The following is a 22,489-nucleotide window of genomic DNA, read 5'->3' on the forward strand; positions in this document are numbered from 1 at the left end:
CCAGGCTCCTTAGTATTCGTCGTCTCTGAAACCGAAATCGCGGAGATGCATTGCTTTATTGCGCCAATCTTTCTGGACTTTGACCCACAGTTCCAAATACACTTTCGTGCCGAGCAGGTTTTCGATATCCTTGCGCGCACGCGTGCCGATTTCCTTTAAAAGCGCGCCTTTTTTGCCGATGACGATGCCTTTTTGGGAATCGCGTTCGACCATGATCGTCGCCTGGACGCGGATCATGTTTTCGTTTTCTTCATCCTTGGCAATTTTATCGATGACGACGGCGATCGAATGCGGGATTTCCTCGCGTGTCAAATGCAAGGCTTTTTCACGGATCAATTCCGAGATGATGAAGCGCTCCGGATGGTCCGTCACTTGGTCGGACGGATAGTATTGCGGCCCTTCCGGCAAGCGCTCTTCAATTTTCGCGAGCAAATTCTCGACGTTATTGCCTTGCAAGGCGGAGATCGGAATCGCTTCAGCGAAATCGAATTCGTTGCGGTAGGATTCCACGATCTTCGGAAGATTGTCCGGATGCACTTGGTCGATTTTATTGAGTACCAAAAATACCGGCACATCGATTCCTTTCAGCATGTCGAGCACATAACGGTCCTGTTTGCCGATGCGATCAGCCGCACTGACGACAAACAGCAGCACATCCACTTCACGGAATGTGTTTTTGGCGACTTTCAGCATGAAATCCCCAAGCTTATGTTTCGGTTCGTTGATCCCAGGCGTGTCGATAAAGACCATTTGGCTGTTTTCGTTCGTCACGACGCCCTGTACCTTATTGCGCGTCGTCTGTGGCTTGTCGCTCATGATGGCGATTTTCTGCCCGACCACACGGTTCAAGAACGTCGATTTCCCGACATTCGGGCGGCCGATGATGGAAATGAACCCTGATTTGTATCCTTTATTTTCCTGAAGCATAGTCTAAATCCTCCGTTGTGAAGGCGCCCGGAAGCAATTCTGCGACAGTCGTCTCCGACACCGCTCCTTCTAGATTCGTTAAGTAAACCGGCATATCCGGCGCGCAGAATTCCACCAGCACCTGCCGGCATGCTCCGCACGGCGCGACCGGCCCCTTGGTATCGGCAGCCACTGCCAATGCTTCAAACTGCTTGACGCCTTCCGATACAGCCTTGAAGACCGCTGTGCGTTCTGCACAATTGGTCAGCGAATAGCCGGCATTTTCGATATTGCATCCCGTGTAGACCTTGCCGTCTTTCGACAAGAGGGCCGCACCTACCGGAAATTCCGAATAGGGCACGTAGGCATTGCCGCGCGCCGAGATTGCCTGATCCATCAATTGTTTTTTATCCATTGTCATCACTCACTTTTCTATGATTGCAGTAATATCGATTCGCCAGATTTCAAAACCATTTAGGCAAAAAGATCAGTAAACCGATTATAGCACTTGTCACAGCAAATACCAAAACGGCTCCTGCCGCCATGTCCTTCGCTTGCTTCGCCAACGGATGGCGTTCTGCCGTGACGAGATCGACAGCCCGTTCCAATGCGGAATTGACCAGTTCGAGCGCCAGCATGCCGCCGAGCAGCATAATGACCAGCATCCATTCAGTCCGGTCGAGGCCAGTCCAAACCCCGGCAATCAAGACGATCCCCGCCGAAAATGCATGAACTCTCATATTCTGTTCCCGCTTTATGGCCGTGCCAATCCCTTGCGCAGCATAACGGAATGAGGATAGAAACCTACTCAGCTTCATGCGCATCACGCGTAACGCCCAAGGAAGCCAGAATCTCTTCCTGCCTGCCAAACATTTCCTTTTCCTCCTGCTCGTTCATATGGTCATAGCCGAGCAAATGCAAGAAGCCATGCACTGCCAGGAAGCCCAGTTCCCGTTCGAAGCTGTGCCCATATTCTTCTGCCTGGAGTTTCGTGCGTTCTACGGAAATGATGATATCCCCGAGCAGGCGCGGGCCTGTTTCACCGATGATGGCCACTTCATCCTCTCCTTGTTCTTCCATCGAAAAGGAGATGACATCCGTCGGCTGGTCCTTCTCCCGGTAATCCCGGTTGATGGCACGGATCGATTCATCATCCATGAATGTGACCGATACTTCCGCCTCTCCTGTCTTTTCGTGCTGTGCCGCATGCTCCAATACCTTGCTCACAAAGGCAAGCGCATCGTCTCCCAATTGTTCCGTTTCGTCTATGAAATCGATTGTCAGCATCGCTTTCCCTCCTCCATTGAATTATTCTTGATCATCGGGATAGGCGATCCTCGAATGGAAGATCCCGTTCAAGGTTTCGCACATGACGCTCTTAGCCCGTTTCAGTTCTTTTAACGTTATATCACATTCATCAAACTGTCCATCTTTCAACTTGTCTTCCGTAATGGAATCGACCATCTTGCGGATTTTCTCCGTACTTGGCGATTCCATCGAACGCACCGCCGCTTCCAGGCTGTCGGCGATCATGATGATGGCGATTTCCCGGCTTTGCGGTTTCGGACCCGTGTAGCGGTATTCCTGTTCAGGGAGCTCTTCATTCTGCTCTTTCGCTTTATAATAGAAGAACTTCAATAAAGTCGTGCCGTGGTGCTGCTCTGCGATATCGATCAATTCTTTCGGCATTTTCTGCTTGCGCAAGATCGCCGCCCCATCTTTGCCGTGCGCGAGAATGATGTCGCGGCTTTGTTCGGGCGTCAATTGGTCATGGGGATTGCCATGGGATTGATTTTCGATAAAGTACTGTGGGTTGATGGTCTTGCCGATGTCATGATAATAACAGCCGACCCGCGCAAGCAAGCCGTTTGCCCCTATCGCCTCGCACGCCGCATCCGAAAGGTTTGCCACCATGACACTGTGATGGTAGGTTCCCGGTGTCTCGGTCAGGATTTTCTTGAGCAAAGGATGATTCGGATTCGATAACTCGAGCAGCTTCATCGTCGACAGAATGCCGAATGCCGTCTCAAACAGCGGCAATAAACCGGTCGCGAGAGTCCCGGACAATAAACCGGCTGCCAGCGCCGCCGCCACATAGAATGCGACTTCTTCCGTGGAGTACTGGCTTTGGTTCACCAAAAGGTAAAATGCCACGTAAAGCAAATGGACACCGCCGACCGCCAAGCTGATCGGCAGGATGCGGATGCTTCTATGCCCATTGCGTATTAAATATATCCCCGTCAAGCCGCCAAATAACACATAAAAAGCGGAATCCATCTGAAAAACGCCGGCATAGCCGCTCTGCAGCATCATGCCTGCACTGGCGCTCAGCAAAATCGTTACATATACCGCTGTTCGCTCATCAATAAGCAGCCGCACCAAAATACCGGCCAAGGCTGTCGGGTAGATGAAATCGATGACCACTTCAAAATTGCCGCTGATGATTTCAAGCAGCTTCATGATCGCCAGGGACAAAGCGACGACAACAAAGACGATTGTCAGGCGAATGGCCTTTTTGACTCCTTCGGCTTTCGAGCTTTGCAGCACCAGCAGCAATAATCCTGCCGCAATGAGCACCAACAAACTCAAGGCCATCACAGGCCGGTAATTCGATTGCTGCTCGGTCATCCCCGCCAGTTCAAGCTGCCGGTAGACTTCACGGTCGATCAACTGGCCTTCCTGGATGAGCACTTGCCCCTGCAGGATGCGTGTCGGTTCAATGCTCGCCCGCGCCTGTTCGGCCTGCTGTTCCGTCAGTTCTTCGTTGATGACTTCATTCGGCATGATGGCAGCTCTGGTAATGGCTACCGCAGCTGGAATGGCAGAAGCCGGAACTTGGTCGTTTCCACGGATTTCCTGCTCAGCCGAATTACGCGCTTGGGTAAGACCGGCCTCCCGCAATGGATCCTGCAGCACTGCCAGCACTTGATTGCGCACTTCCCGTTGCACGCGTATCAGCACTTCATCTTCCAGTGTGAGCAGCGAAAACAGCATGTCGTCAGTCAAGCGAAGGCCGTTTTCATTTTGTTCGAGCAGGCGGATCGATTCGCGCAGGCTGTTTAACGCCTCATCTAACTCACGTGGATCCGGTTCGTCTTCCCCGCCTGCCCGATCGGCGCGCTTCGCTTCCAGCACATAGCCGAACAGCGAATCGACGAGCGCCGCTTGATTATCCGCGATCTCCTCGATATATCGGTAGCTCGGCTGCACTTCCGCTGCTGCCCGCTCTCGTTCGAGCTCTGTCCTCACCGGGTCCTCGACCGTTTTTGCTGCCCGTATCGTTTCCTCGGATAATTGGAATAACTCCACTTCATATGTATCGGTTGCCATCGTATCGTATACAAATCCAAACATGAGCAGTGCTGTCATGAAACTGATGCCGATCAAGACTACAGGAGCCCCGAACCGCAAATAAATGCGCCTGATCCATCCCGCCATTTGACCACCTCACTATTCTTCTTTCATCATACCAATACCTCGTGCTTTTTTCATCGCCCCTTACAAATTAATAACAATTTCCTGGACATGGATGCGCGATCAGCTTATCCATCCTGAAGAAAAACATGAACATAATTCGCATGGAAAACTTCCGGCAAAAAAAGAACCAGCCTTAGCTAGGCTGGTTCTCGTAAGCTTCGATGATTTTGGAGACGAGCGGATGGCGGACGACATCGCCCTTTTCCAAGTATTGAAACTCGATTCCTTTGACCCCGTGCAAGTTCTTTTCTGCCGCGATCAAGCCTGACTCGGCCCCGCGAGGCAAATCAATTTGCGTTTTATCGCCCGTAATGATCATCTTGGAATTAAAACCAAGGCGTGTCAAAAACATTTTCATCTGGGCTTTCGTCGTATTCTGGGATTCATCCAGGATAATGAAAGCTTCCTCGAGCGTACGGCCCCTCATGTAGGCGAGCGGCGCCACTTCAATCGTCCCGCGCTCAATCAGGCGGTTGGTCTGCTCCTGGCCCATGACGTCATGCAAAGCGTCATATAAAGGGCGCAAATACGGATCCACTTTTTCCTTCAAGTCGCCAGGCAAGAAGCCAAGGCTCTCTCCCGCTTCAACCGCCGGGCGTGTCAGGACGATCTTTTTGACATGGCCATTTTTCAAGGCTTGCACCGCTAGTACGACAGCTAAATAGGTTTTCCCGGTCCCTGCTGGGCCGATCCCGAACACCATATCGCTTTTTTTGATGGCATGGATGTAGTGGCGCTGACCGATCGTTTTAGCACGGATCGAACGGCCGGTCGCACTGCGCGCCACTTCTTCATCGTAAAGTTCCGCGAAATATTCAATCGTCCCGCTTTTCGCCATTTCAATGGCTGAAACGATATCGCGCTGGTCGATATTGATGCCTTTACGGATGACCTTCAATAATTGCTCCAGCAGCAACTTGCCCGTTTGGCGGCCTTCTTCGGACCCTTCGAGGCGAATCACTTCACCGCGGGTGATGATGTGTATATCAAAACTTTCTTCGATCAGCGACAGATGGCTGTCGGATGTACCGAGAAGCAGGACCGCTTCGTTCGGGTCTTTCACATGCAATTCGAGTAGGCTGTTTTCTGTCATTTAGACGCTCCTTGGATCGTGTTTTTACTTCTTCTCAACTCTATCATTTTCTGTATGGGAATGTAAATTAATTCATCGGAAGATGGTTTACATAACAATATTATAAATATATTCATTCAAAAGAAAAAGGCCGGCATTAAATATGCCGGCCTTGCTTTTGTCGCTTCGACTTAGGCGCTTGTAAAATCTCCGCCATGATAATGCCTTTTCTTACGTCGTTTTCCTTCAATGGAAACAGATTTTGCTCTTCTTCTTTTGCGATTGCCCGTTTCAACGGCTCTTTTTGATGGGTACTTAATCTTCCAGGGCGATTTTTCGGCTCGCCAGCTTGCTTGGCCTGGGCCGGAGACCGTTTTTCAACTTCCTCCACTGCACGGGCCTTGGCACGTTCCGCCTGTTCCTTGACCTGGCGGGCCTGCTCTGCCCGCTTCGGATCGTTCTCCATCTGGGATTGAAACTCACCGTAAATCTCCTTGGCGTAATCTTCAATACGCTTAAAGCTTCGCTGTCCGCCGCTTGGCGCCTGCTGTGGCTTTTGCTGTGCAGATCGAGGAGGGGCGCCTGGGACTTGTTGGCGCGTCGTTTGCTGGCCTTTTTGCTGATTGGCGTCTTTCTTCTTGTCTTTACCGAACAAGGTACTGACAGCCGCAATGATCAGCATCATGATGAGGGGTTCCATTCCAAAACCTCCCTTAAGTTATGGCGGAGCTTATTAGTTTTCGTCTTCTTGCTTTTCCGTTCCGCTCTTCGAAATGGATTCGCGCATGCTCGTATCGGCTTGCACGTTCTTGTAATTGATATAATCCATCACACCGATATTTCCTGAACGGAGAGCTTCTGACATCGCCATCGGTACTTCCGCTTCGGCTTCGACAACTTTCGCGCGCATCTGGACGACTTTCGCTTTCATTTCCTGTTCGCTGGCGACAGCCATTGCGCGGCGTTCTTCGGCTTTTGCCTGGGCGATTTTCTTATCAGCGTCGGCTTGCTCAGTCTGGAGCTCGGCACCGATGTTCTTGCCGATATCAACATCTGCGATATCGATCGACAGGATTTCAAAAGCAGTGCCGGAATCCAGCCCTTTGCCAAGTACGGTTTGGGAAATGAGGTCCGGGTTTTCAAGGACTTTCTTATGGTTTGTGCTCGAACCGAGTGTAGAAACGATCCCTTCACCGACACGGGCAACAATTGTTTCTTCACCCGCACCACCGACAAGGCGGTCGATATTGGCACGCACGGTGATGCGCGCTTTTGCTTTTACTTCAATTCCGTCCATCGCGACACCGGCAATGAACGGTGTTTCGATGACTTTCGGGTTAACCGACATTTGAACCGCTTCAAGTACGTCACGGCCGGCTAGGTCGATCGCTGCTGCGCGTTCAAATGGCAAATCGATATTGGCACGATGTGCAGCGATCAATGCGTTAACCACACGGTCGACGTTACCGCCAGCCAGGTAATGACTTTCCAATTGGTTAATCTGTACGGAAAGTCCGGCTTTGGAAGCCTTAATCAATGGGTTGACGATGCGCGATGGGATAACCCGGCGCAATCTCATCCCGATTAATGTGAAGATGCTGATGCGGACACCGGCCGCTAAAGCCGAGATCCATAATGTGACGGGTACGAATGTGAAAAAGATGGCAAGTACAACGATAATACCAATTATCGCGGCGCCTAGGCCGATTGTTTCAAGTCCCATTTATTCTTCCTCCTCTTGTTTTTCGAGTTCACGCACAACGATGCGAGACCCTTCTACCTTGATAATCTTAACATCTTTGTTGCTGTCGATAAACCGCCCTTCGGATACCGCGTCGATGTATTCATCACCGAGACGGATGGTTCCGGAAGGCCTCAGGGCAGTGGTCGAGCGGGCGACCTGGCCGATAAGTTCCGGCCGGTTGACAGCCGATACATAGCCATGCTCGGTATCGGTGGCATCGGTCAGGATGATCCGTTTGAACATGTTCAATTTCTTCCCGAAAAATTTCACTAAAATCACCATCCCTGCTGAAGCTACGAGTAATGCAATCAAAATCGCGATCGCTGTTGTCTGGACGTCTTCACCCGCTAACAGGACACTTCCGATGACCGCCAGTATCCCTAGGATCCCCAGTATGCCGCCCGGAACGAAAAATTCCAGGAGAATAAGCCCGAGACCGAAGACCAGCAGCAAGATCGATTCATATCCGGCAAGCCCTGCCACCAAATGGCCATAGAAGAACAGCATCAGTGAAAACAATCCGAAGAATCCGGGGATCCCGACTCCCGGCGTGAACAACTCAAGCAGTAAGCCAAGGCCAGCCACCGATAGTAAAATCGGGACCACGATCGGGCTCGTCAGAAAACGCGCGAGCGTCTCAGACCAGTTTTCTTCCACTTGAATCACTTCAGCGCCGGAAAGGCCTTTACTCTCAAGAAGTTCATCCAGAGAAGACACGGTTCCTTCCGAATAGCCGACATCTAGCGCTTCCTGGGCGCCGAGCGTCAATAATTCACCTTCAGCTGCACGGTATTCCGGAAGATCGATGCTGGCATCCGCCATAGCCAAAGCATATTGCGGATCACGGCCAGAGGATTCCGCTGCGCTTCTCATCGAAGCCAGCCAGGCAGAGTTCGCCTTATCGGCAGCTGCGTTGCCCGACTGGTCGATGACTTGAGCCGCCCCCATCCGCCCATTTGGATGCATGTAGATTTCGTCGTTATGCAAGGCAAGAAATGCGCCAGCCGACAACGCATCCTGGTTGATGAAAGCCAATGTCTCAGGATCGGCTTCGTCCAACAGGCGAGCGATGCCATCTGCCGCATTGACAAAACCGCCAGGAGTATCGATCTCAAAGACGATGGCTTCCGCCCCGGCTTCTTCAGCCTCTTCAATACCCCGCTCCAGGAATGACTGCAAGCCCCTCTCCACTTCCGCTTCAATCGGGATGACATAGACTTTTCCGTTATCCGCCGAGATGGCTGGAATCGCTAAAGCAAACGCCACAACCAGGAACAAAAAGCCGATCCAGGCTTTTTTTCTACGCACGGCAAGTTCCCCCTCTCCTTCATGAAAACTTTAGGATAATTATGTATACGGATGAGACAGGCTGTGGTTTCAAATGCCGGCTCCTTTTTTCATTATATAGCAATTTTCCCCAAGTTACGATGGAATGCGCTTACATCCCCATCATTTCGTGACCGTTTTAAGTCAAAAAAAAACCGGAAGCACAATTGTGCTTCCGGCCTTAGCTGTTCGTTACTATTTTTAAAAGTCATTTAAGATCAAAGTCAATTAAAATTTACGTTTACGCGCAGCTTCTGATTTCAATTTACGTTTTACGCTCGGCTTATCATAGTACTCGCGCTTTCTTACCTCTTGCATTGTTCCGGACTTTGAAACAGTGCGTTTGAAGCGGCGAAGAGCATCTTCAATTGATTCGTTTTTACGAACATTTGTTTTTGTCATCTCTTTTTCCCTCCCTCCGAACACACGTTGAAGCAAATAACAACAAGTGTTATATACTAGAAAATTATAACGCATCCAACGATCTGCGTCAATAGTTAATAGTCATTATCAGAAGTAAGGCCTTGCATGATCTGGACTCCTGAACTCGCGCCGATGCGAGTCGCTCCAGCCTCGACCATTTTCTCTACATCCTCTAGGCTGCGGACGCCGCCGGAAGCTTTGACACCAAGATCCGGGCCGACCGTTTCGCGCATCAGGCGGACTGCTTCGACAGTTGCGCCGCCGGTTGAGAAGCCAGTCGATGTCTTGACGAAATCAGCTCCCGCTTCTTTCGACAGGCGGCTGGCCAATTTGATTTCTTCATCCGTCAATAAGCATGTCTCCAAAATGACTTTGACGATCGCTTTGCCTTTCGCTGCATTCACGACCGCTTCGACGTCGGATTTGACAAGGTCTTCCTGGCCGCTTTTCAATGCGCCGATGTTCAAGACCATATCGATTTCCCCTGCGCCTTTTTCGATGGCATCCTTCGTTTCGAACGCTTTCGTCTCAGAAGTCGAGGCGCCAAGCGGGAAGCCGATGACCGTGCAGACTTTTACTTCGCTATTGCCGAGTTGTTTGGCTGCAAGTGAAACCCACGCCGGATTGACGCAGACAGACGCGAAATTATATTCTGCGGCCTCTTTGCAAAGCTGTTCGATTTGCGGTGCCGTAGCTTCCGCTTTCAACAATGTATGGTCGATTAAAGATGCAATATTCGTCATGATTCAGTTCTCCATTCTACTAGTAGGTTTTCTTTTAGGCAGGCACGCTGTCCATCACGCGGACAAACTGCCCTTCGTTCATCGGATAGCCTGCCTTGGTGATTTTCACTTTGACGATTTTCCCGATCAACGATTCATCGCCTGGAATGGCGACTTTCAGATAATTATCCGTATAGCCGACAAGCATGCCGCCTGACGGATGGTCTTTCGATTCTTCTTCCGGGATGATCTCGAGGAGCTCGCCTTCATAACGGCTTGCGTACTCCTTCGCCAACTGATCGTTCAGTTCGATCAGGCGGTGTACGCGTTCGTTCTTGACCGCTTCATCGATTTGGCCATCCATACGCGCTGCCGGCGTTCCGGTGCGCATCGAGTACGGGAATACGTGAAGCTCCGAGAACCTGTGGTCGCGGATGAAATTGAAAGTCTCCATGAATTCTTCTTCCGTCTCGCCCGGGAAACCGACGATGACGTCGGAAGTGATCGCCAGGTCCGGCAAGGCGTCACGCAAACGCTCCAGGCGATTTGCGAAAAATTCCATCGTATATTTCCGGCGCATCCGTTTCAGGACAGTATCGGACCCGGATTGGATCGGAATGTGAAGATGGCGCACGACGATTTCGGATTCTTTCAAGACGGCAATCACTTCGTCCGTCAGCTGGCTCGCTTCGATCGATGAGATGCGCAGGCGTTTCAAGCCTTTCACGTCCTGTTCCAAATCGCGCAAGAGCTGCGCCAAATTATAATCCTTCAGGTCTTCCCCGTAGCCCCCCGTATGGATGCCGGTCAAAACGATTTCCTGATAGCCGGCATCGACCAATTGCTGCGCTTGGCGGATGACTTCCTGCGGGTCACGCGAGCGCATTAATCCACGCGCCCACGGAATGATGCAGAACGTGCAGAAATTATTGCACCCTTCCTGGATTTTCAGCGAAGCGCGCGTACGGTCTGTGAATGCGGGCACATCCAATTCCTCGTACACGCGGTTCTTCATGATATTGCCCACCGCATTGATCGGTTTGCGCTCAGCGCGGTATTGTTCGATATATTCCAGGAGCTTTGTCCGGTCCTGTGTGCCGACGACGATATCGACGCCGGGGATCGCCATGATTTCAGCAGGCGATGTCTGGGCATAGCATCCCGTGACGCAAATGACCGCGTCCGGATTCGAGCGGACTGCGCGCCGTATCACTTGGCGGCTTTTTTTATCGCCGGTGTTGGTGACGGTGCATGTATTGATGACATATACATCGGATTGACGCTCAAATTCCGTGCGCTCATAGCCCTGTTCTTTGAATAATTGCCAAATCGCTTCGGTTTCATAATGGTTCACTTTGCAACCTAAAGTATGAAATGCGACTGTTGACATCGTTGGCCACCTCTTTCATTCAAATTCATAGGATATTGCAGACAATGCATAAAGCGGAGCCGTTTCTGTGCGCAAAATGCGCGGGCCAAGCGCTGTGAACGATGCGCCTGTTTCTTTCAGGGCAGACGCTTCGGCTTCCGAAATGCCGCCTTCCGGCCCAAAAACAAGCAAGATTGAGTCTTTATCATACAATGATTCCAGAATTTCGGCAAACCGCCTTCCGCCGCCCTGTTTCGCCTCTTCTTCATAGGCGACAATGACCGCATCATAATCCTTCACGGCATTTACCAGCTCTTTGAAGCTATGTACTGTATGTATGGCAGGAATGCGGCTGCGATGCGATTGCTCAGCCGCTTCCTTGGCGATTTTTTTCAAGCGCCCGATTTTCTTCGCGCTTTTGGCGCCGTCCCATTTGACGATCGAGCGCTCCGCCGAATAAGGCAATAACGCGCTCATCCCAAGTTCTGTCGCTTTTTGGGTGATCAGTTCCAGCTTATCGCCTTTCGGGAGGCCGCAAGCGATCGTCACTTTTTTCGGCAGCTCACTGCGGTCCTCGAGCTCTTCGATCAGCTTGATTTGCACGTCAGCCGCAATATCCGTGATTTCTGCCAGATGGGGTTTCCCCGAAACGACGGCGATCAACCGGTCACCTGCTGATTGCCTCATCACTTTGGCGATATGCTTGGCATCGTCTCCTGTAATCGTCAAACGGCCATTGCCGGAATCTATCTCTTCCAAAAAATATCGTTGCATGTTCGCACCCCGTTATAGCGGTTTTTTTGAAATGATCGTTACCCAGTCTTCCATCATCATAATATCTTCGATTGCGAAGCCTGAAGCTTCGAGCGCTTGCTTCACGTCATTTTTCTTCTGGGCGATGATTCCCGACGTGATGTAGATGCCGCCTGGCTTGACTGCCTGGTACGCATCGTCTGTAAACGACATGATGATCTCAGCGAGGATATTCGCCACGACCACATCAGCCGGGTCGTCGATCGCTTCGAGCAAATTGCCGTGGAATACATTGACACGGTCTTGCACTTTGTTCAGTTTGACATTCAGCCCTGCCGCTTTCACGGCGATTTCATCAAGGTCGAGCGCCCTGACCGAACCTGCTTCAAGCAATGCGGCACCGATTGCAAGCACTCCTGAACCGGTCCCGACATCGATGACCGTATTTCCTCGCTCGACATGCTTTTCAAGCGCCTGCAGGCTCATGACGGTCGTCGGGTGGGTACCGGTGCCGAATGCCATGCCCGGGTCGAGCTCGATGATCAGTTCGTCACTTGAAACCGGATGATAGGTTTCCCATGTCGGCACAATCGTGAATCTCTTGGATATCTTTACCGGATGATAATACTTTTTCCAGGACGTTGCCCAATCCTCTTCGTTCACTTCACTGATCGTGACGACGTTGCGGCCGACATTGATGTTGAATTCCGCAAGGTTGTTGATGGCCAGTTTAATGCCTTCCACGGCTTCCCCGAGAAAACTATTGACCGGCAGATAAGCTTTCAGGATGACACCCTCTGTCGGAAAATCTTCGGGATCGAGTGAATAGATTTCGCCGAACACGTCTTCACGGTCTTTCGTCAAATCGTCGGAATCCTCGATGACGACTCCGCTCGCCCCTGCTTCATGCAGGATGTTGGAAATTGATTCAATCGCTTCGTTCGTTGTATGAATCGACAGCTCAGACCATTTCACTTACGACCAGCTCCTTTATCGAACAATTATGTAACAGACAGAAAACTCCCTGTTGCACGGGAGTTTTCCATTTGTCCAAGGCTATATTTGCCCATTAATCACCTTTGATGGTTCTTTTGATCTTGTCGAACAATGAGCTGCTTTGCTCTTCCGGGATATCCCCAGAAATTTCGGCAAACTCACGCAGCAATTGCTTCTGTTTTTCGCTCAATTTGGTCGGCACTTTCACTTTGATGGTGATGTGCTGATCGCCGACGCCGTAGCCATGGACGTTTTGAACGCCTTTTCCGCGCAGGCGGAACCGGGCGCCGTTTTGCGTTCCGGCCGGAATCTTCAGTTTCACTTTCCCGGAAACCGTCGGGACTTCGATTTCATCCCCTAATGCAGCTTGCGGATAAGTGATTGGCAATTCCAGATGGATGTCATCCCCGTCACGTTCGAATTGCTTATGCGGTTTGACGCGGAACAGCACGTAAAGGTCTCCGGCAGGGCCGCCGTTGATGCCCGGCCCGCCCTGGCCTGATACGCGCAATTGCTGCCCGTCATCGACGCCGGCTGGAACCGTCACTTTGATTTTCTTCATTTTTCTTACTTTGCCTGCGCCGCGGCACGTGGTGCATTTCTCTTCGATGATCTGGCCGGTGCCTTCACAATGATGGCAAGCGCGGCGGTTGACCATGCGGCCGAATGGCGTGTCTTGCGCGACATTCAACTGGCCTGTTCCTTCACAATACGGGCAGGTCTTCTTGCTCGTTCCAGGCTTCGCTCCTGAACCGTCGCATGTTTCGCATGTCTCATCTTTCGGGATTTCGATTTCTGTTTCCTGGCCGAACACCGCATCCAGGAAATCGATGGTCATGGAATATTGGAGGTCATCGCCTTTTCTTGGCGCATTCGGGTCGCGGCGGCGCGTGCCCCCGCCGAAGAAGGTGCTGAAAATATCATCAAAGCCGAAGCCTTCTGCCCCGCCGAAGCCGCCACCAAAGCCTTGGTTCGAATCCTGATGGCCGAATTGGTCATATTGTGCGCGTTTTTGGTCATCGCTCAATACTTCATAGGCTTCCTTGACTTCCTGGAACTTCTCGGAGGCATCCGTTTCTTTATTGATATCCGGGTGGTATTTTTTGGAAAGCTTCCGGTAGGCTTTCTTGATTTCTTCTTTTGAAGCATCCTTAGAAACGCCAAGGACTTCATAATAGTCTCGCTTATTCATAGGTCACTCTCCCTCTTGCAGTCAACTGTAATTGTACACGGTTTAAATTGCGCTTGCAAAGACATTGAAAAAGCCAAAGCAGTTGCTTTGCTTTGACTTTTCCGGCCTTGCATATCTTACTTGTCTTTATCGTCGTTCACTTCTTCGAAGTCAGCATCGACGACGCCGTCATCGTTTCCTTGCTGCGCTCCGCCTTCAGCACCCTGCTGGTTCTGTGCTGCCTGCTCGTAAGCTTTCATGGCGAAACCTTGGAGCAGCTCCTGCAATTTATCCTTCTTCGCACGGATATCTTCGATGTCAGTGCCTTCGAGCGCTGTCTTCAATTCATCGCGCGCTGCTTCAGCTTGTTTCTTTTCATCTTCAGAAACAGCTTCGCCTAGGTCTTCGATCGTTTTATCTGTCGTGAACACTGCTTGGTCGGCTTCGTTGCGAAGTTCCACTTCTTCTTTACGCTTCGCATCCGCTTCAGCATTTTCTTCCGCTTCTTTCACCATGCGGTCGATCTCGTCATCCGTAAGCGTTGTGTTGGATTGGATCGTGATCGTTTGTTCTTTTTGCGTGCCGAGGTCCTTCGCTTTGACGCTGACGATACCGTTTTTATCGATGTCGAAGCTGACTTCGATTTGCGGCACGCCGCGCGGTGCAGGCGGGATATCGGCCAATTGGAAGCGGCCGAGTGTTTTGTTGTCGGCTGCCATCGGGCGTTCGCCTTGCAGGACATGGATGTCGACTGCCGGCTGGTTGTCCGCTGCCGTGGAGAAGGTCTGTGATTTAGACGTCGGAATCGTCGTGTTGCGCTCGATCAATTTCGTGAACACGCCGCCCATCGTTTCGATACCAAGTGACAACGGGGTCACGTCAAGCAATACAACGTCTTGAACGTCGCCAGTCAATACGCCACCTTGTACAGCTGCACCCATTGCGACAACTTCATCCGGGTTGACGCCTTTATGCGGGGCTTTGCCTGTTTCTTTTTTGACAGCTTCCTGCACAGCAGGGATGCGTGTAGATCCGCCGACCAGGATGACACGGTCAAGTTCAGATGCGGAAATGCCTGCATCTTTCAAGGCTTGGCGAGTCGGCCCCATCGTACGCTCGACGAGAGAAGAAGTCAATTCGTCGAATTTCGCACGGGACAGGCTCATTTCCATGTGCAGCGGGCCAGCTTCGCCAGCTGTGATGAACGGCAATGAAATTTGGGTTGTCGTAACGCCGGACAAATCTTTTTTCGCTTTTTCAGCAGCATCTTTCAAGCGCTGTGTCGCCATCTTGTCTTTCGACAAGTCGATGCCGTTTTCTTTTTTGAATTCCTGGACCAAATAGTCGATGATCAGTTTATCGAAGTCATCGCCGCCCAGGCGGTTATCGCCGGCAGTCGATTTTACTTCGAAAACGCCGTCGCCGAGTTCAAGGATCGATACGTCGAACGTACCGCCGCCAAGGTCATAGACCAGGACTGTTTCGTCTTTTTCCATTTTATCAAGGCCGTAAGCAAGCGCTGCCGCTGTCGGCTCGTTGATGATGCGCTCCACTTCAAGGCCAGCGATGCGGCCAGCGTCTTTTGTCGCTTGGCGTTCAGCGTCGTTGAAGTATGCCGGTACCGTGATGACTGCTTTCGTCACTTTCTCGCCCAGATAATCTTCCGCATAGCCTTTGATGTATTGAAGGATCATCGCCGAAACTTCCTGCGGCGTGTATTCTTTGCCTTCAGCCGTCACTTTTTCCTGTGTGCCCATCAAGCGTTTGACGGATTGGATGGTATTCGGGTTCGTGATGGATTGGCGCTTCGCCACTTCACCGACTTGGCGTTCGCCGTTTTTGAACGATACGACAGATGGTGTCGTGCGGTTGCCTTCCGGGTTTGGGATGATTTTCGGTTCGCCGCCTTCTAGGACTGCGACTGCTGAGTTTGTTGTACCTAAGTCAATTCCGATAATTTTGCTCATTTAAAATTCCTCCATTAACATTAGATTCTATGAATTTGGCTTATTCGTTCACTTTCACCATTGCTGGGCGGAGCACTCTGCCATTCAGTGTATACCCCTTTTGAAGCTCCTGTAACACCGTTCCCGGCTCACTGTCCGGATCGTTCTCCTGGATTACTGCCTGATGGAAATGAGGGTCGAATGGTTCACCGACTGCCTTGATCTCCTCCAAGCCTTCAGCCGTTACGGCATCGATCAAGGATTTCTTGACCATTTCGAGGCCCTTCAAAAGGGAAGCGGATTCTTCGCTTTTCGCTTCAACAGCGAGCGCGCGGTCAAAATTATCCAAGACCGGCAAAAGATCCGTCAATAATGACTGGGAACGGAACTGCTTTGCCAATTCCTGGTCTTTTTTGGTGCGGCGCTTGAAGTTGTCATAATCTGCCAATAGACGCAAATACTTGTTCTGCTCTTCTTCAAGCTGGGCTTGAAGCTCGGTTGCCTCATCCACAGGCTCTTCAACTTGTGCTTGCTCAGCCGATTCGACAGTCCCCGGTTCAGTTCCTTCAGCGGGTTCTGTCGTTTCTGCGGTTTCTTCCACTTTCGCAGTTTCCTGCTCTAGGTCTTGTTGTTTGATCGTTTCTTTTTCATTCGACAAAATATGTGCCTCCTTTGGTTCACTTTCCTTGAAACAGCCGTGTCAGCTCTTTTGATAAATCGCCGCTTACATAATCGAGCAGCGAGACGATCCGGCGGTAATCCATTCGTTTTGGCCCGACGATCGCGATGGAGCCCATCTGCTCATCCCCAATATCATAGGATACCGTGATGACTGAGCAATCTTCCATGGCCGCCAATGCATTTTCGGAACCGATACGGATTTGAAGCCCTTGAGCACCGATTGGCAGGATTTCAGGAATGTGCTTCCCTTCTTCCATCACATCCATCAGCTCACGGATTTTTTGGATATCATGGAAATCCGGCTGCTTCAGAATATTCAGCTTGCCTCCATAATATACATTATCCGTGTGCGGAAGCAGCAGCGCCTGCTGGAACGTCCGGAACAATTCCCCGTAACGCTCGATATGCTGGCGCAAGAGAGCGAGCGTTTCCTGCTCGAGGCGTTTGTGCAGATCGTGCAGCGGGACGCCGATGAGCCGCTCGTTCAAGATATTGACCATCTTCTCGATGTCGGATGGATCCAGATCCGGCGGGATGGAAAATACCCGGTTCTCCACATGCCCCGAGTCGGTGACGATGATCGCCACGGCCATTCCGGGGGACAATGGCACGATCGACAATTTCTTGACGGTGTGTTTCCGGATATCCGGCCCGAGCAGGATCGACGTGTAATTCGTCAATTCGGACAGGATGCCAGCCGAGCGTTTGATGATTTCCTCGGTTTCGGTCACTTTTTCCTCGAAAACCGAACGGAGCTGGACAATGTCCTGTTGCGGTACAGGATTCGGCGTCAGCAAATGGTCCACATAATAGCGGTAGCCTTTTTGAGACGGAATCCGGCCCGAGGATGTGTGAGTCTTTTCGAGGTAGCCCTGGCCTTCGAGCTCAGCCAATTCATTGCGAATGGTTGCCGAGCTTGAAGTGATGCCCGGCTTTTTAGCTAGTTGGTTCGATCCTACCGGCTGCGCTGATTGAATATAATCATTGACTGTCACTTTTAAGATGAGCAGCTGCCGTTCTGTTAACATGATCATCACCTCTGTTAGCACTCTATGAGTTCGAGTGCTAAGACTACACTAAAATTACCAAATCTTTTTTTGCTTGTCAACGGATGCGCTTCTATGAAAGCAAAAACTGCTCGAATACTTCATTTCCGACAAACCGGCCTTTTTCAGTGAGCTTCACATAGCCCTGTTCAACGGCCAAATTGCCTTTTGCCTGTTCTTTTTCAAGGATGTCCCCGTAGACCTGCTCCAGCGGCGTGCCGAATTTCTCCCCGAAATGAGCCAGTTCGACCCCCGCCGTTTTGCGCAGCCCAAGGAACATCTCTTCTTCCATCTGGGCCTTCATCGTCACTTCCGTGCTGTCGAGCACCGGGCGCGTGCCTGCCGCCAGTGGCTCCATGTATTTTTTCAGCGGGCCGTGATTGGAATAACGGACGCCGTTTACATAGCCATGCGCTCCAGCTCCGACACCGATGTATTCTTCATTGTCCCAATACAGCAGGTTGTGGCGCGATTCATGGCCGGGTTTTGCGAAATTCGATATTTCATACTGGTGCAGGCCGTGCTTTTCCATTTCATCCATGAGGCGTTCGTACATATCGCCTTCCAAATCTTCCGTCACCGTATTGAGCTTGCCTTTGACCATCAAATTATAGAACACCGTCTTCGGTTCAATGATCAACGAGTACGCAGAAAAATGCGGCATATCGAACGCGAACGCCCGCTCGAGCGTCTCATCCCATTGGGCCATCGTCTGGCCGGGCAGCCCGTACATCAAGTCAAAGCTGATATTCGAAAACCCGACTTCCCGGGCGGTTTCGACAGCCCGCAATACATCCTCATTGGCGTGGGTGCGGCCAAGGCGCTTCAATAAATCCTGGTCGAAAGTCTGGACGCCCATGCTGAGCCGGTTGACCCCGCCCTTAAACAACACTTCCATTTTTTCGCGCGTCAGTTCATCGGGGTTCGCCTCGGAACTCCACTCGACGCCTTCAGCCATCGGGACATGCTTGTGGATCAATTCAAGCAGGCGTTCCAGCTGTTCCGGTGTCAAGGCAGTCGGTGTACCGCCGCCGAGAAAAACAGTTTCCAATGGCTGGTCGAGCGCGCCTTCCTGTTTCCACAGCGCCAATTCCTGTCCGATTGATTCGATATAGGCGTCAACTGGCTGGTCTTTGAAGAACACTTTATTGAAATCACAGTAAAAACAAATCTGGTGGCAGAATGGGATATGGATATACATGCCTTTTACCATAAAAAATCCTTCTTTCTAATAGGAAAAGGAGGCAGAATAACCGCCTCCTTTTTTTCGTTTATTTGGATTGGTCATCCATTTTGAGAACAGCCATAAATGCTTCTTGGGGGACTTCCACGGAGCCGACTTGCTTCATCCGCTTTTTCCCTTCTTTCTGTTTGTCCAAAAGTTTACGCTTACGGGAAATATCGCCGCCGTAGCATTTCGCGAGGACGTTTTTCCGGATGGCGCTGATGGTTTGGCGCGCCACGATCTTCTGGCCGATTGCGGCTTGGATCGGAACTTCAAACTGCTGGCGGGGAATCAAGGTCTTCAATTTGTCGACAATGACTTTCCCGCGCTCGTACGCAAAATCCTTATGGACGATAAAGCTCAAGGCATCGACTTTCTCTGCATTCAGGAGAATGTCCATTTTCACCAATTTGGAATCCTTGTAGCCGATCAATTCATAATCGAACGAGGCATACCCTTTGGTACCCGATTTCAGTTGGTCGAAGAAATCATAGACGATCTCCGCGAGCGGCAATTCGTAAATGATGCTGACGCGTGAGTTGTCGAGGTAATCCATCGTCATGAAATTGCCGCGCTTTTGCTGGCAGATTTCCATGACCGCGCCGACGAAGTCGTTCGGGACCATGACAGTCGCCTTGACGTACGGCTCTTCGACGTATTCGATCTTTTGCGGGTCCGGCATCATCGCCGGGTTGTCGATATTGAGAACTTCCCCGTCCGTCATGTGGACGTGGTAGATAACGCTCGGTGCCGTCGTGATCAAATCGATATTGAATTCACGTTCGATGCGCTCCTGGATGATTTCCATGTGCAAGAGCCCAAGGAATCCACAGCGGTAGCCGAAGCCGAGCGCTTGCGAGGATTCCGGTTCGAATTGCAACGCGGCATCGTTCAGCTCCAGTTTTTCGAGCGCTTCACGAAGATCGTTGTATTTCGATGTATCGATCGGGTACATCCCGCAGTAGACCATCGGGTTCAAGCGGCGGTAACCCGGCAGCGCTTCTTCTGCAGGATTGTTGGCAAGCGTGATCGTATCCCCGACGCGTGAATCCGCGACGTTCTTGATGGAAGCCGTCAGGAAGCCGACATCACCGACCGTCAATTCGTCGCGCAATGTCACTTTCGGCGTGAATACGCCAGCTTCGACGACATCGAACTCCTTGCCGCTTGCCATCATCTTGATCTTGTCTCCCGGTTTGACGGTACCTTCCATAATCCGGATATACGCCACGACACCGCGGTAGGGATCGTACAATGAATCGAAAATCATCGCCTTGAGCGGCGCGGAAGGATCTCCCGACGGCGGCGGGACTTTCTCGACGACCTGCTCGAGGATTTCTTCGATGCCGATCCCCGCTTTCGCGGAAGCCAGCACTGCTTCGGAAGCGTCAAGGCCGATGACGTCCTCGACTTCCTGCCGCACACGCTCAGGGTCGGCTGCAGGCAAATCGATTTTATTGATGACCGGAAGAATCTCGAGATCGTTGTCGAGCGCCAAATAGACATTGGCAAGCGTTTGCGCTTCAATCCCCTGCGCTGCATCGACGACGAGCACGGCGCCTTCACATGCCGCGAGGCTTCTTGACACTTCGTACGTGAAATCGACATGGCCCGGCGTGTCGATCAAGTGCATGATGTATGTTTCTCCGTCTTTTGCTGTATAATTTAGCTGGACGGCATTCAATTTGATGGTGATTCCCCGCTCGCGCTCCAAATCCATGGAATCGAGCAATTGGGATTTCATTTCCCGTGCTGTCAGTGCATTGGTTCTTTCCAAAATGCGGTCGGCCAGCGTCGATTTCCCATGATCGATGTGTGCGATGATGGAAAAGTTGCGGATCTTCTGTTGTCTCGCTAATCTCTGTTCTTGGTCCATTTTCTTCACTCCCATATAAACTACTTTGAATTATAGCAGTCAAGCGGGTAATGGGCAATGAATGACCGCATAAAGGTTTCAGTGTCAAGGCTAACTTCTTTGCACGTAACTATTGCATTCGGCCAGCCGATTTGATAAAATAACTTTTGTTGTATAGAGACATTGAAGAGCAAAGGCTTGTGCCTGCCGCTCAAATTGTCTAGGAGGTGAAAGATATGCCAAACATTAAATCTGCAATCAAACGTGTTCGCACGAACGATACGAAAAATGCCCAGAACTCATCTGTTAAAACTGCAATGCGTTCTTCTGTGAAAAAGGCTGAGAAAGCTGTAGCCAATAATGAAGAAAACAAAGGGGATTCCCTTAAAGCAGCAATCAAACAAGTTGAGAAAGCAGCTTCTAAAGGTTTGATCCACAAAAACACTGCTGCCCGTAGAAAATCAAGCCTCATGAAAAAAGCGTAAAACGCATCAAAAAGCCGGCCCTATATTGGGCTGGCTTTTTTCTATGCGAAAAAACGGAAAAAGCGCCGCCAGCTAAAGCAGGCAGCGCTTTTATGCACTAGGTGATTCTCTATTCAAGAGGATTTCTTCGCATGCCCCGCGCGTTTCATGAGGAAGAATTCCAGCACCCGCTCCCGGTTGCCCGAAACGGTCTTCAATTGCAAGTCGATATCCGCCAAATCCCCGAGCACTTGCAACAAGCGCGCCTCGGAAATCTGCCGGCGCTTTTCCACCAACAGCTTGACGCGGTAAGGGTGCGCCTTAAGCTGTTTGGAAATTTGCTGCGCATGGTAGCCTTTTTTCTGCAGATAATAGACATGCACCATGAAGCGGATCTGCGACGCCAGCAAGGCAGCGAGTGCGACCGGCTCTTCCTTTTGGCGCAGCAAGTCGTAATAGACGCTGAGCGCCGTCTGGATGTCCCCGTCCAGGTATGCCTGCAGCATCTTGAAAGCATCCTGCTCGAGTGTGCGGGCAGTCATGTCTTCAATGAGCGATTGTGTAATTTCCTCTTCCTCAGAGCCGAGATATAAAGACATCTTCTCGATCTCCGAAGCGAGCAATGTCAAATTGGTCCCGGCCATTTCAATAAGCTTTTGCGCACTTTGCCGTTCCAATGTTTTACCATGGGATTTTGCCTCGTGCGCAATCCAGCTTTCCAGTTCATGCGGCTGCAGCGACTTCGCTTCGATGAGCACGACATTTTTTTTCATCAGCTTGACGATTTTTTTGCGTTCATCCAATTTTTCATAAGGTGCCACAAAAACCGTTACACTGGTCGCTGGCGGATTTTCGAGCCACGCTTCCAGGGATTTGAGGTCATGGTTGATCTTCTCTTTCCCGCGTTCCGCCGCTTTAAGGAACGAAGCATTGCGCGCGATGATCAGCTTGCGGTCGCTGAAAAACGGGATCGTGTCCGCTTCTTCCAGCACATGGCCGATCGGCACTTCGTCCAAGTCGAAATTGGAGACATCCGTTTCCCCCGCCTCTGCCATCTGCGCTTTCAGCAATTCGATCGTCCTGGTGATGAAATAGCTCTCCGTGCCGACGATCAGGTAAACCGGGTCGATTTTATCCGCGCGTATCGACTTCCAGATTGATGTAATCATACGTTTCACTCCCCCCTGCCCTTAACTATACCGGATTTCGCCGCATCGGTCTGCCTCGCAGGACAAGTCCGCTTTTGACAGTTGTGTGACGTCGGCCAAAAACAGCGGACATTGTCTAGTTCGATATGGATTTTTCGTTATCGT

22 protein-coding genes are annotated in these 22,489 nt (G+C 51.1%); 1 reads left to right on the forward strand and 21 read right to left on the reverse strand.

Annotated features, from left to right (window positions below):
• Nucleotides 1-9: 9 nt before the first annotated feature.
• The 20 genes from era to lepA all read right to left on the reverse strand — a co-directional run bounded on the left by era (nt 10) and on the right by lepA (nt 20,733).
• Entirely contained in the window at nt 10-927 is a 918-nt protein-coding gene (era, locus tag DP119_RS07445) for a GTPase Era (RefSeq protein WP_112232353.1), read from the reverse strand.
• A complete protein-coding gene (locus DP119_RS07450) occupies nt 911-1,321 on the reverse strand; it encodes a cytidine deaminase (protein ID WP_112232355.1) in 411 nt (136 codons plus the stop codon). Before DP119_RS07450 ends, era begins: the two co-directional genes overlap by 17 nt.
• A 49-nt stretch (nt 1,322-1,370) precedes the next feature.
• Nucleotides 1,371-1,724 (reverse strand): diacylglycerol kinase family protein, encoded by a 354-nt coding sequence (locus DP119_RS07455; protein WP_112232669.1) that lies wholly within the window; start codon nt 1,722-1,724, stop codon nt 1,371-1,373.
• A complete protein-coding gene (gene ybeY, locus DP119_RS07460) occupies nt 1,711-2,193 on the reverse strand; it encodes an rRNA maturation RNase YbeY (protein ID WP_112232357.1) in 483 nt (160 codons plus the stop codon). The genes DP119_RS07455 and ybeY overlap by 14 nt, the downstream gene beginning before the upstream one ends.
• A gap of 21 nt (nt 2,194-2,214) precedes the next feature.
• Nucleotides 2,215-4,344 carry an HD family phosphohydrolase gene (locus DP119_RS07465; protein ID WP_112232359.1) on the reverse strand — a complete coding sequence of 710 codons (2,130 nt, stop codon included), beginning with the start codon at nt 4,342-4,344 and terminating at the stop codon, nt 2,215-2,217.
• Between the two features lie 172 nt (nt 4,345-4,516).
• Entirely contained in the window at nt 4,517-5,476 is a 960-nt protein-coding gene (locus DP119_RS07470; protein WP_112232361.1) for a PhoH family protein, read from the reverse strand.
• A gap of 136 nt (nt 5,477-5,612) precedes the next feature.
• A complete protein-coding gene (locus DP119_RS07475; protein ID WP_112232363.1) occupies nt 5,613-6,155 on the reverse strand; it encodes a hypothetical protein in 543 nt (180 codons plus the stop codon).
• A 33-nt stretch (nt 6,156-6,188) separates the two neighbouring features.
• A complete protein-coding gene (floA, locus tag DP119_RS07480) occupies nt 6,189-7,178 on the reverse strand; it encodes a flotillin-like protein FloA (protein ID WP_112232365.1) in 990 nt (329 codons plus the stop codon).
• Nucleotides 7,179-8,507, reverse strand: coding sequence for an NfeD family protein (locus tag DP119_RS07485; RefSeq protein ID WP_205853853.1), 1,329 nt, complete (start codon nt 8,505-8,507; stop codon nt 7,179-7,181).
• Nucleotides 8,508-8,753: 246 nt separating this feature from the next.
• Nucleotides 8,754-8,927, reverse strand: coding sequence for a 30S ribosomal protein S21 (gene rpsU, locus DP119_RS07490; protein ID WP_112232367.1), 174 nt, complete (start codon nt 8,925-8,927; stop codon nt 8,754-8,756).
• A 95-nt stretch (nt 8,928-9,022) separates the two neighbouring features.
• Nucleotides 9,023-9,691, reverse strand: a complete 669-nt coding sequence (gene deoC / locus DP119_RS07495) for a deoxyribose-phosphate aldolase (protein ID WP_112232369.1) — start codon at nt 9,689-9,691, stop codon at nt 9,023-9,025.
• Between the two features lie 34 nt (nt 9,692-9,725).
• Nucleotides 9,726-11,060: a tRNA (N(6)-L-threonylcarbamoyladenosine(37)-C(2))-methylthiotransferase MtaB gene (mtaB, locus tag DP119_RS07500; RefSeq protein ID WP_112232371.1), complete on the reverse strand. Its 1,335-nt coding sequence runs from the start codon at nt 11,058-11,060 to the stop codon at nt 9,726-9,728.
• A gap of 15 nt (nt 11,061-11,075) precedes the next feature.
• The gene (locus DP119_RS07505; protein WP_112232373.1) at nt 11,076-11,813 is read right to left on the reverse strand and encodes a 16S rRNA (uracil(1498)-N(3))-methyltransferase; all 738 of its coding nucleotides are present in this window, start codon (nt 11,811-11,813) and stop codon (nt 11,076-11,078) included.
• Nucleotides 11,814-11,825: 12 nt separating this feature from the next.
• Nucleotides 11,826-12,767, reverse strand: coding sequence for a 50S ribosomal protein L11 methyltransferase (prmA, locus tag DP119_RS07510; protein WP_112232375.1), 942 nt, complete (start codon nt 12,765-12,767; stop codon nt 11,826-11,828).
• 94 nt (nt 12,768-12,861) lie between these two features.
• On the reverse strand, nt 12,862-13,980 hold the full coding sequence (gene dnaJ, locus DP119_RS07515) for a molecular chaperone DnaJ (protein WP_112232377.1): 1,119 nt from the start codon (nt 13,978-13,980) through the stop codon (nt 12,862-12,864).
• 116 nt (nt 13,981-14,096) lie between these two features.
• The gene (gene dnaK / locus DP119_RS07520) at nt 14,097-15,926 is read right to left on the reverse strand and encodes a molecular chaperone DnaK (RefSeq protein ID WP_112232379.1); all 1,830 of its coding nucleotides are present in this window, start codon (nt 15,924-15,926) and stop codon (nt 14,097-14,099) included.
• A gap of 40 nt (nt 15,927-15,966) precedes the next feature.
• The gene (gene grpE / locus DP119_RS07525) at nt 15,967-16,563 is read right to left on the reverse strand and encodes a nucleotide exchange factor GrpE (protein ID WP_167399204.1); all 597 of its coding nucleotides are present in this window, start codon (nt 16,561-16,563) and stop codon (nt 15,967-15,969) included.
• A gap of 19 nt (nt 16,564-16,582) precedes the next feature.
• A complete protein-coding gene (gene hrcA / locus DP119_RS07530) occupies nt 16,583-17,614 on the reverse strand; it encodes a heat-inducible transcriptional repressor HrcA (protein WP_112232383.1) in 1,032 nt (343 codons plus the stop codon).
• A gap of 91 nt (nt 17,615-17,705) precedes the next feature.
• A complete protein-coding gene (gene hemW / locus DP119_RS07535; RefSeq protein ID WP_112232385.1) occupies nt 17,706-18,845 on the reverse strand; it encodes a radical SAM family heme chaperone HemW in 1,140 nt (379 codons plus the stop codon).
• A 58-nt stretch (nt 18,846-18,903) separates the two neighbouring features.
• On the reverse strand, nt 18,904-20,733 hold the full coding sequence (gene lepA, locus DP119_RS07540) for a translation elongation factor 4 (RefSeq protein WP_112232387.1): 1,830 nt from the start codon (nt 20,731-20,733) through the stop codon (nt 18,904-18,906).
• 215 nt (nt 20,734-20,948) lie between these two features.
• Here lepA and rpsT point away from each other — a divergent pair, with 215 nt between their 5' ends.
• Nucleotides 20,949-21,197, forward strand: a complete 249-nt coding sequence (gene rpsT, locus DP119_RS07545) for a 30S ribosomal protein S20 (protein ID WP_101190205.1) — start codon at nt 20,949-20,951, stop codon at nt 21,195-21,197.
• A gap of 113 nt (nt 21,198-21,310) precedes the next feature.
• Here the strand turns inward: rpsT and holA are convergent, their stop codons facing one another.
• A complete protein-coding gene (gene holA / locus DP119_RS07550) occupies nt 21,311-22,345 on the reverse strand; it encodes a DNA polymerase III subunit delta (protein ID WP_112232389.1) in 1,035 nt (344 codons plus the stop codon).
• Nucleotides 22,346-22,489: the final 144 nt, after the last annotated feature.

Source organism: Planococcus maitriensis, assembly GCF_003289925.1.
GTDB lineage: Bacteria > Bacillota > Bacilli > Bacillales_A > Planococcaceae > Planococcus > Planococcus maitriensis.

Coding starts and splice junctions, on each gene's coding strand:
- era (WP_112232353.1), bottom strand. CDS start 927: ATGCTTCAGGAAAATAAAGGATACAAATCAGGGTTCATTTCCATCATC.
- DP119_RS07450 (WP_112232355.1), bottom strand. CDS start 1,321: ATGGATAAAAAACAATTGATGGATCAGGCAATCTCGGCGCGCGGCAAT.
- DP119_RS07455 (WP_112232669.1), bottom strand. CDS start 1,724: ATGAAGCTGAGTAGGTTTCTATCCTCATTCCGTTATGCTGCGCAAGGG.
- ybeY (WP_112232357.1), bottom strand. CDS start 2,193: ATGCTGACAATCGATTTCATAGACGAAACGGAACAATTGGGAGACGAT.
- DP119_RS07465 (WP_112232359.1), bottom strand. CDS start 4,344: ATGGCGGGATGGATCAGGCGCATTTATTTGCGGTTCGGGGCTCCTGTA.
- DP119_RS07470 (WP_112232361.1), bottom strand. CDS start 5,476: ATGACAGAAAACAGCCTACTCGAATTGCATGTGAAAGACCCGAACGAA.
- DP119_RS07475 (WP_112232363.1), bottom strand. CDS start 6,155: ATGGAACCCCTCATCATGATGCTGATCATTGCGGCTGTCAGTACCTTG.
- floA (WP_112232365.1), bottom strand. CDS start 7,178: ATGGGACTTGAAACAATCGGCCTAGGCGCCGCGATAATTGGTATTATC.
- rpsU (WP_112232367.1), bottom strand. CDS start 8,927: ATGACAAAAACAAATGTTCGTAAAAACGAATCAATTGAAGATGCTCTT.
- deoC (WP_112232369.1), bottom strand. CDS start 9,691: ATGACGAATATTGCATCTTTAATCGACCATACATTGTTGAAAGCGGAA.
- mtaB (WP_112232371.1), bottom strand. CDS start 11,060: ATGTCAACAGTCGCATTTCATACTTTAGGTTGCAAAGTGAACCATTAT.
- DP119_RS07505 (WP_112232373.1), bottom strand. CDS start 11,813: ATGCAACGATATTTTTTGGAAGAGATAGATTCCGGCAATGGCCGTTTG.
- dnaJ (WP_112232377.1), bottom strand. CDS start 13,980: ATGAATAAGCGAGACTATTATGAAGTCCTTGGCGTTTCTAAGGATGCT.
- dnaK (WP_112232379.1), bottom strand. CDS start 15,926: ATGAGCAAAATTATCGGAATTGACTTAGGTACAACAAACTCAGCAGTC.
- hrcA (WP_112232383.1), bottom strand. CDS start 17,614: ATGTTAACAGAACGGCAGCTGCTCATCTTAAAAGTGACAGTCAATGAT.
- hemW (WP_112232385.1), bottom strand. CDS start 18,845: ATGGTAAAAGGCATGTATATCCATATCCCATTCTGCCACCAGATTTGT.
- lepA (WP_112232387.1), bottom strand. CDS start 20,733: ATGGACCAAGAACAGAGATTAGCGAGACAACAGAAGATCCGCAACTTT.
- rpsT (WP_101190205.1), top strand. CDS start 20,949: ATGCCAAACATTAAATCTGCAATCAAACGTGTTCGCACGAACGATACG.
- holA (WP_112232389.1), bottom strand. CDS start 22,345: ATGATTACATCAATCTGGAAGTCGATACGCGCGGATAAAATCGACCCG.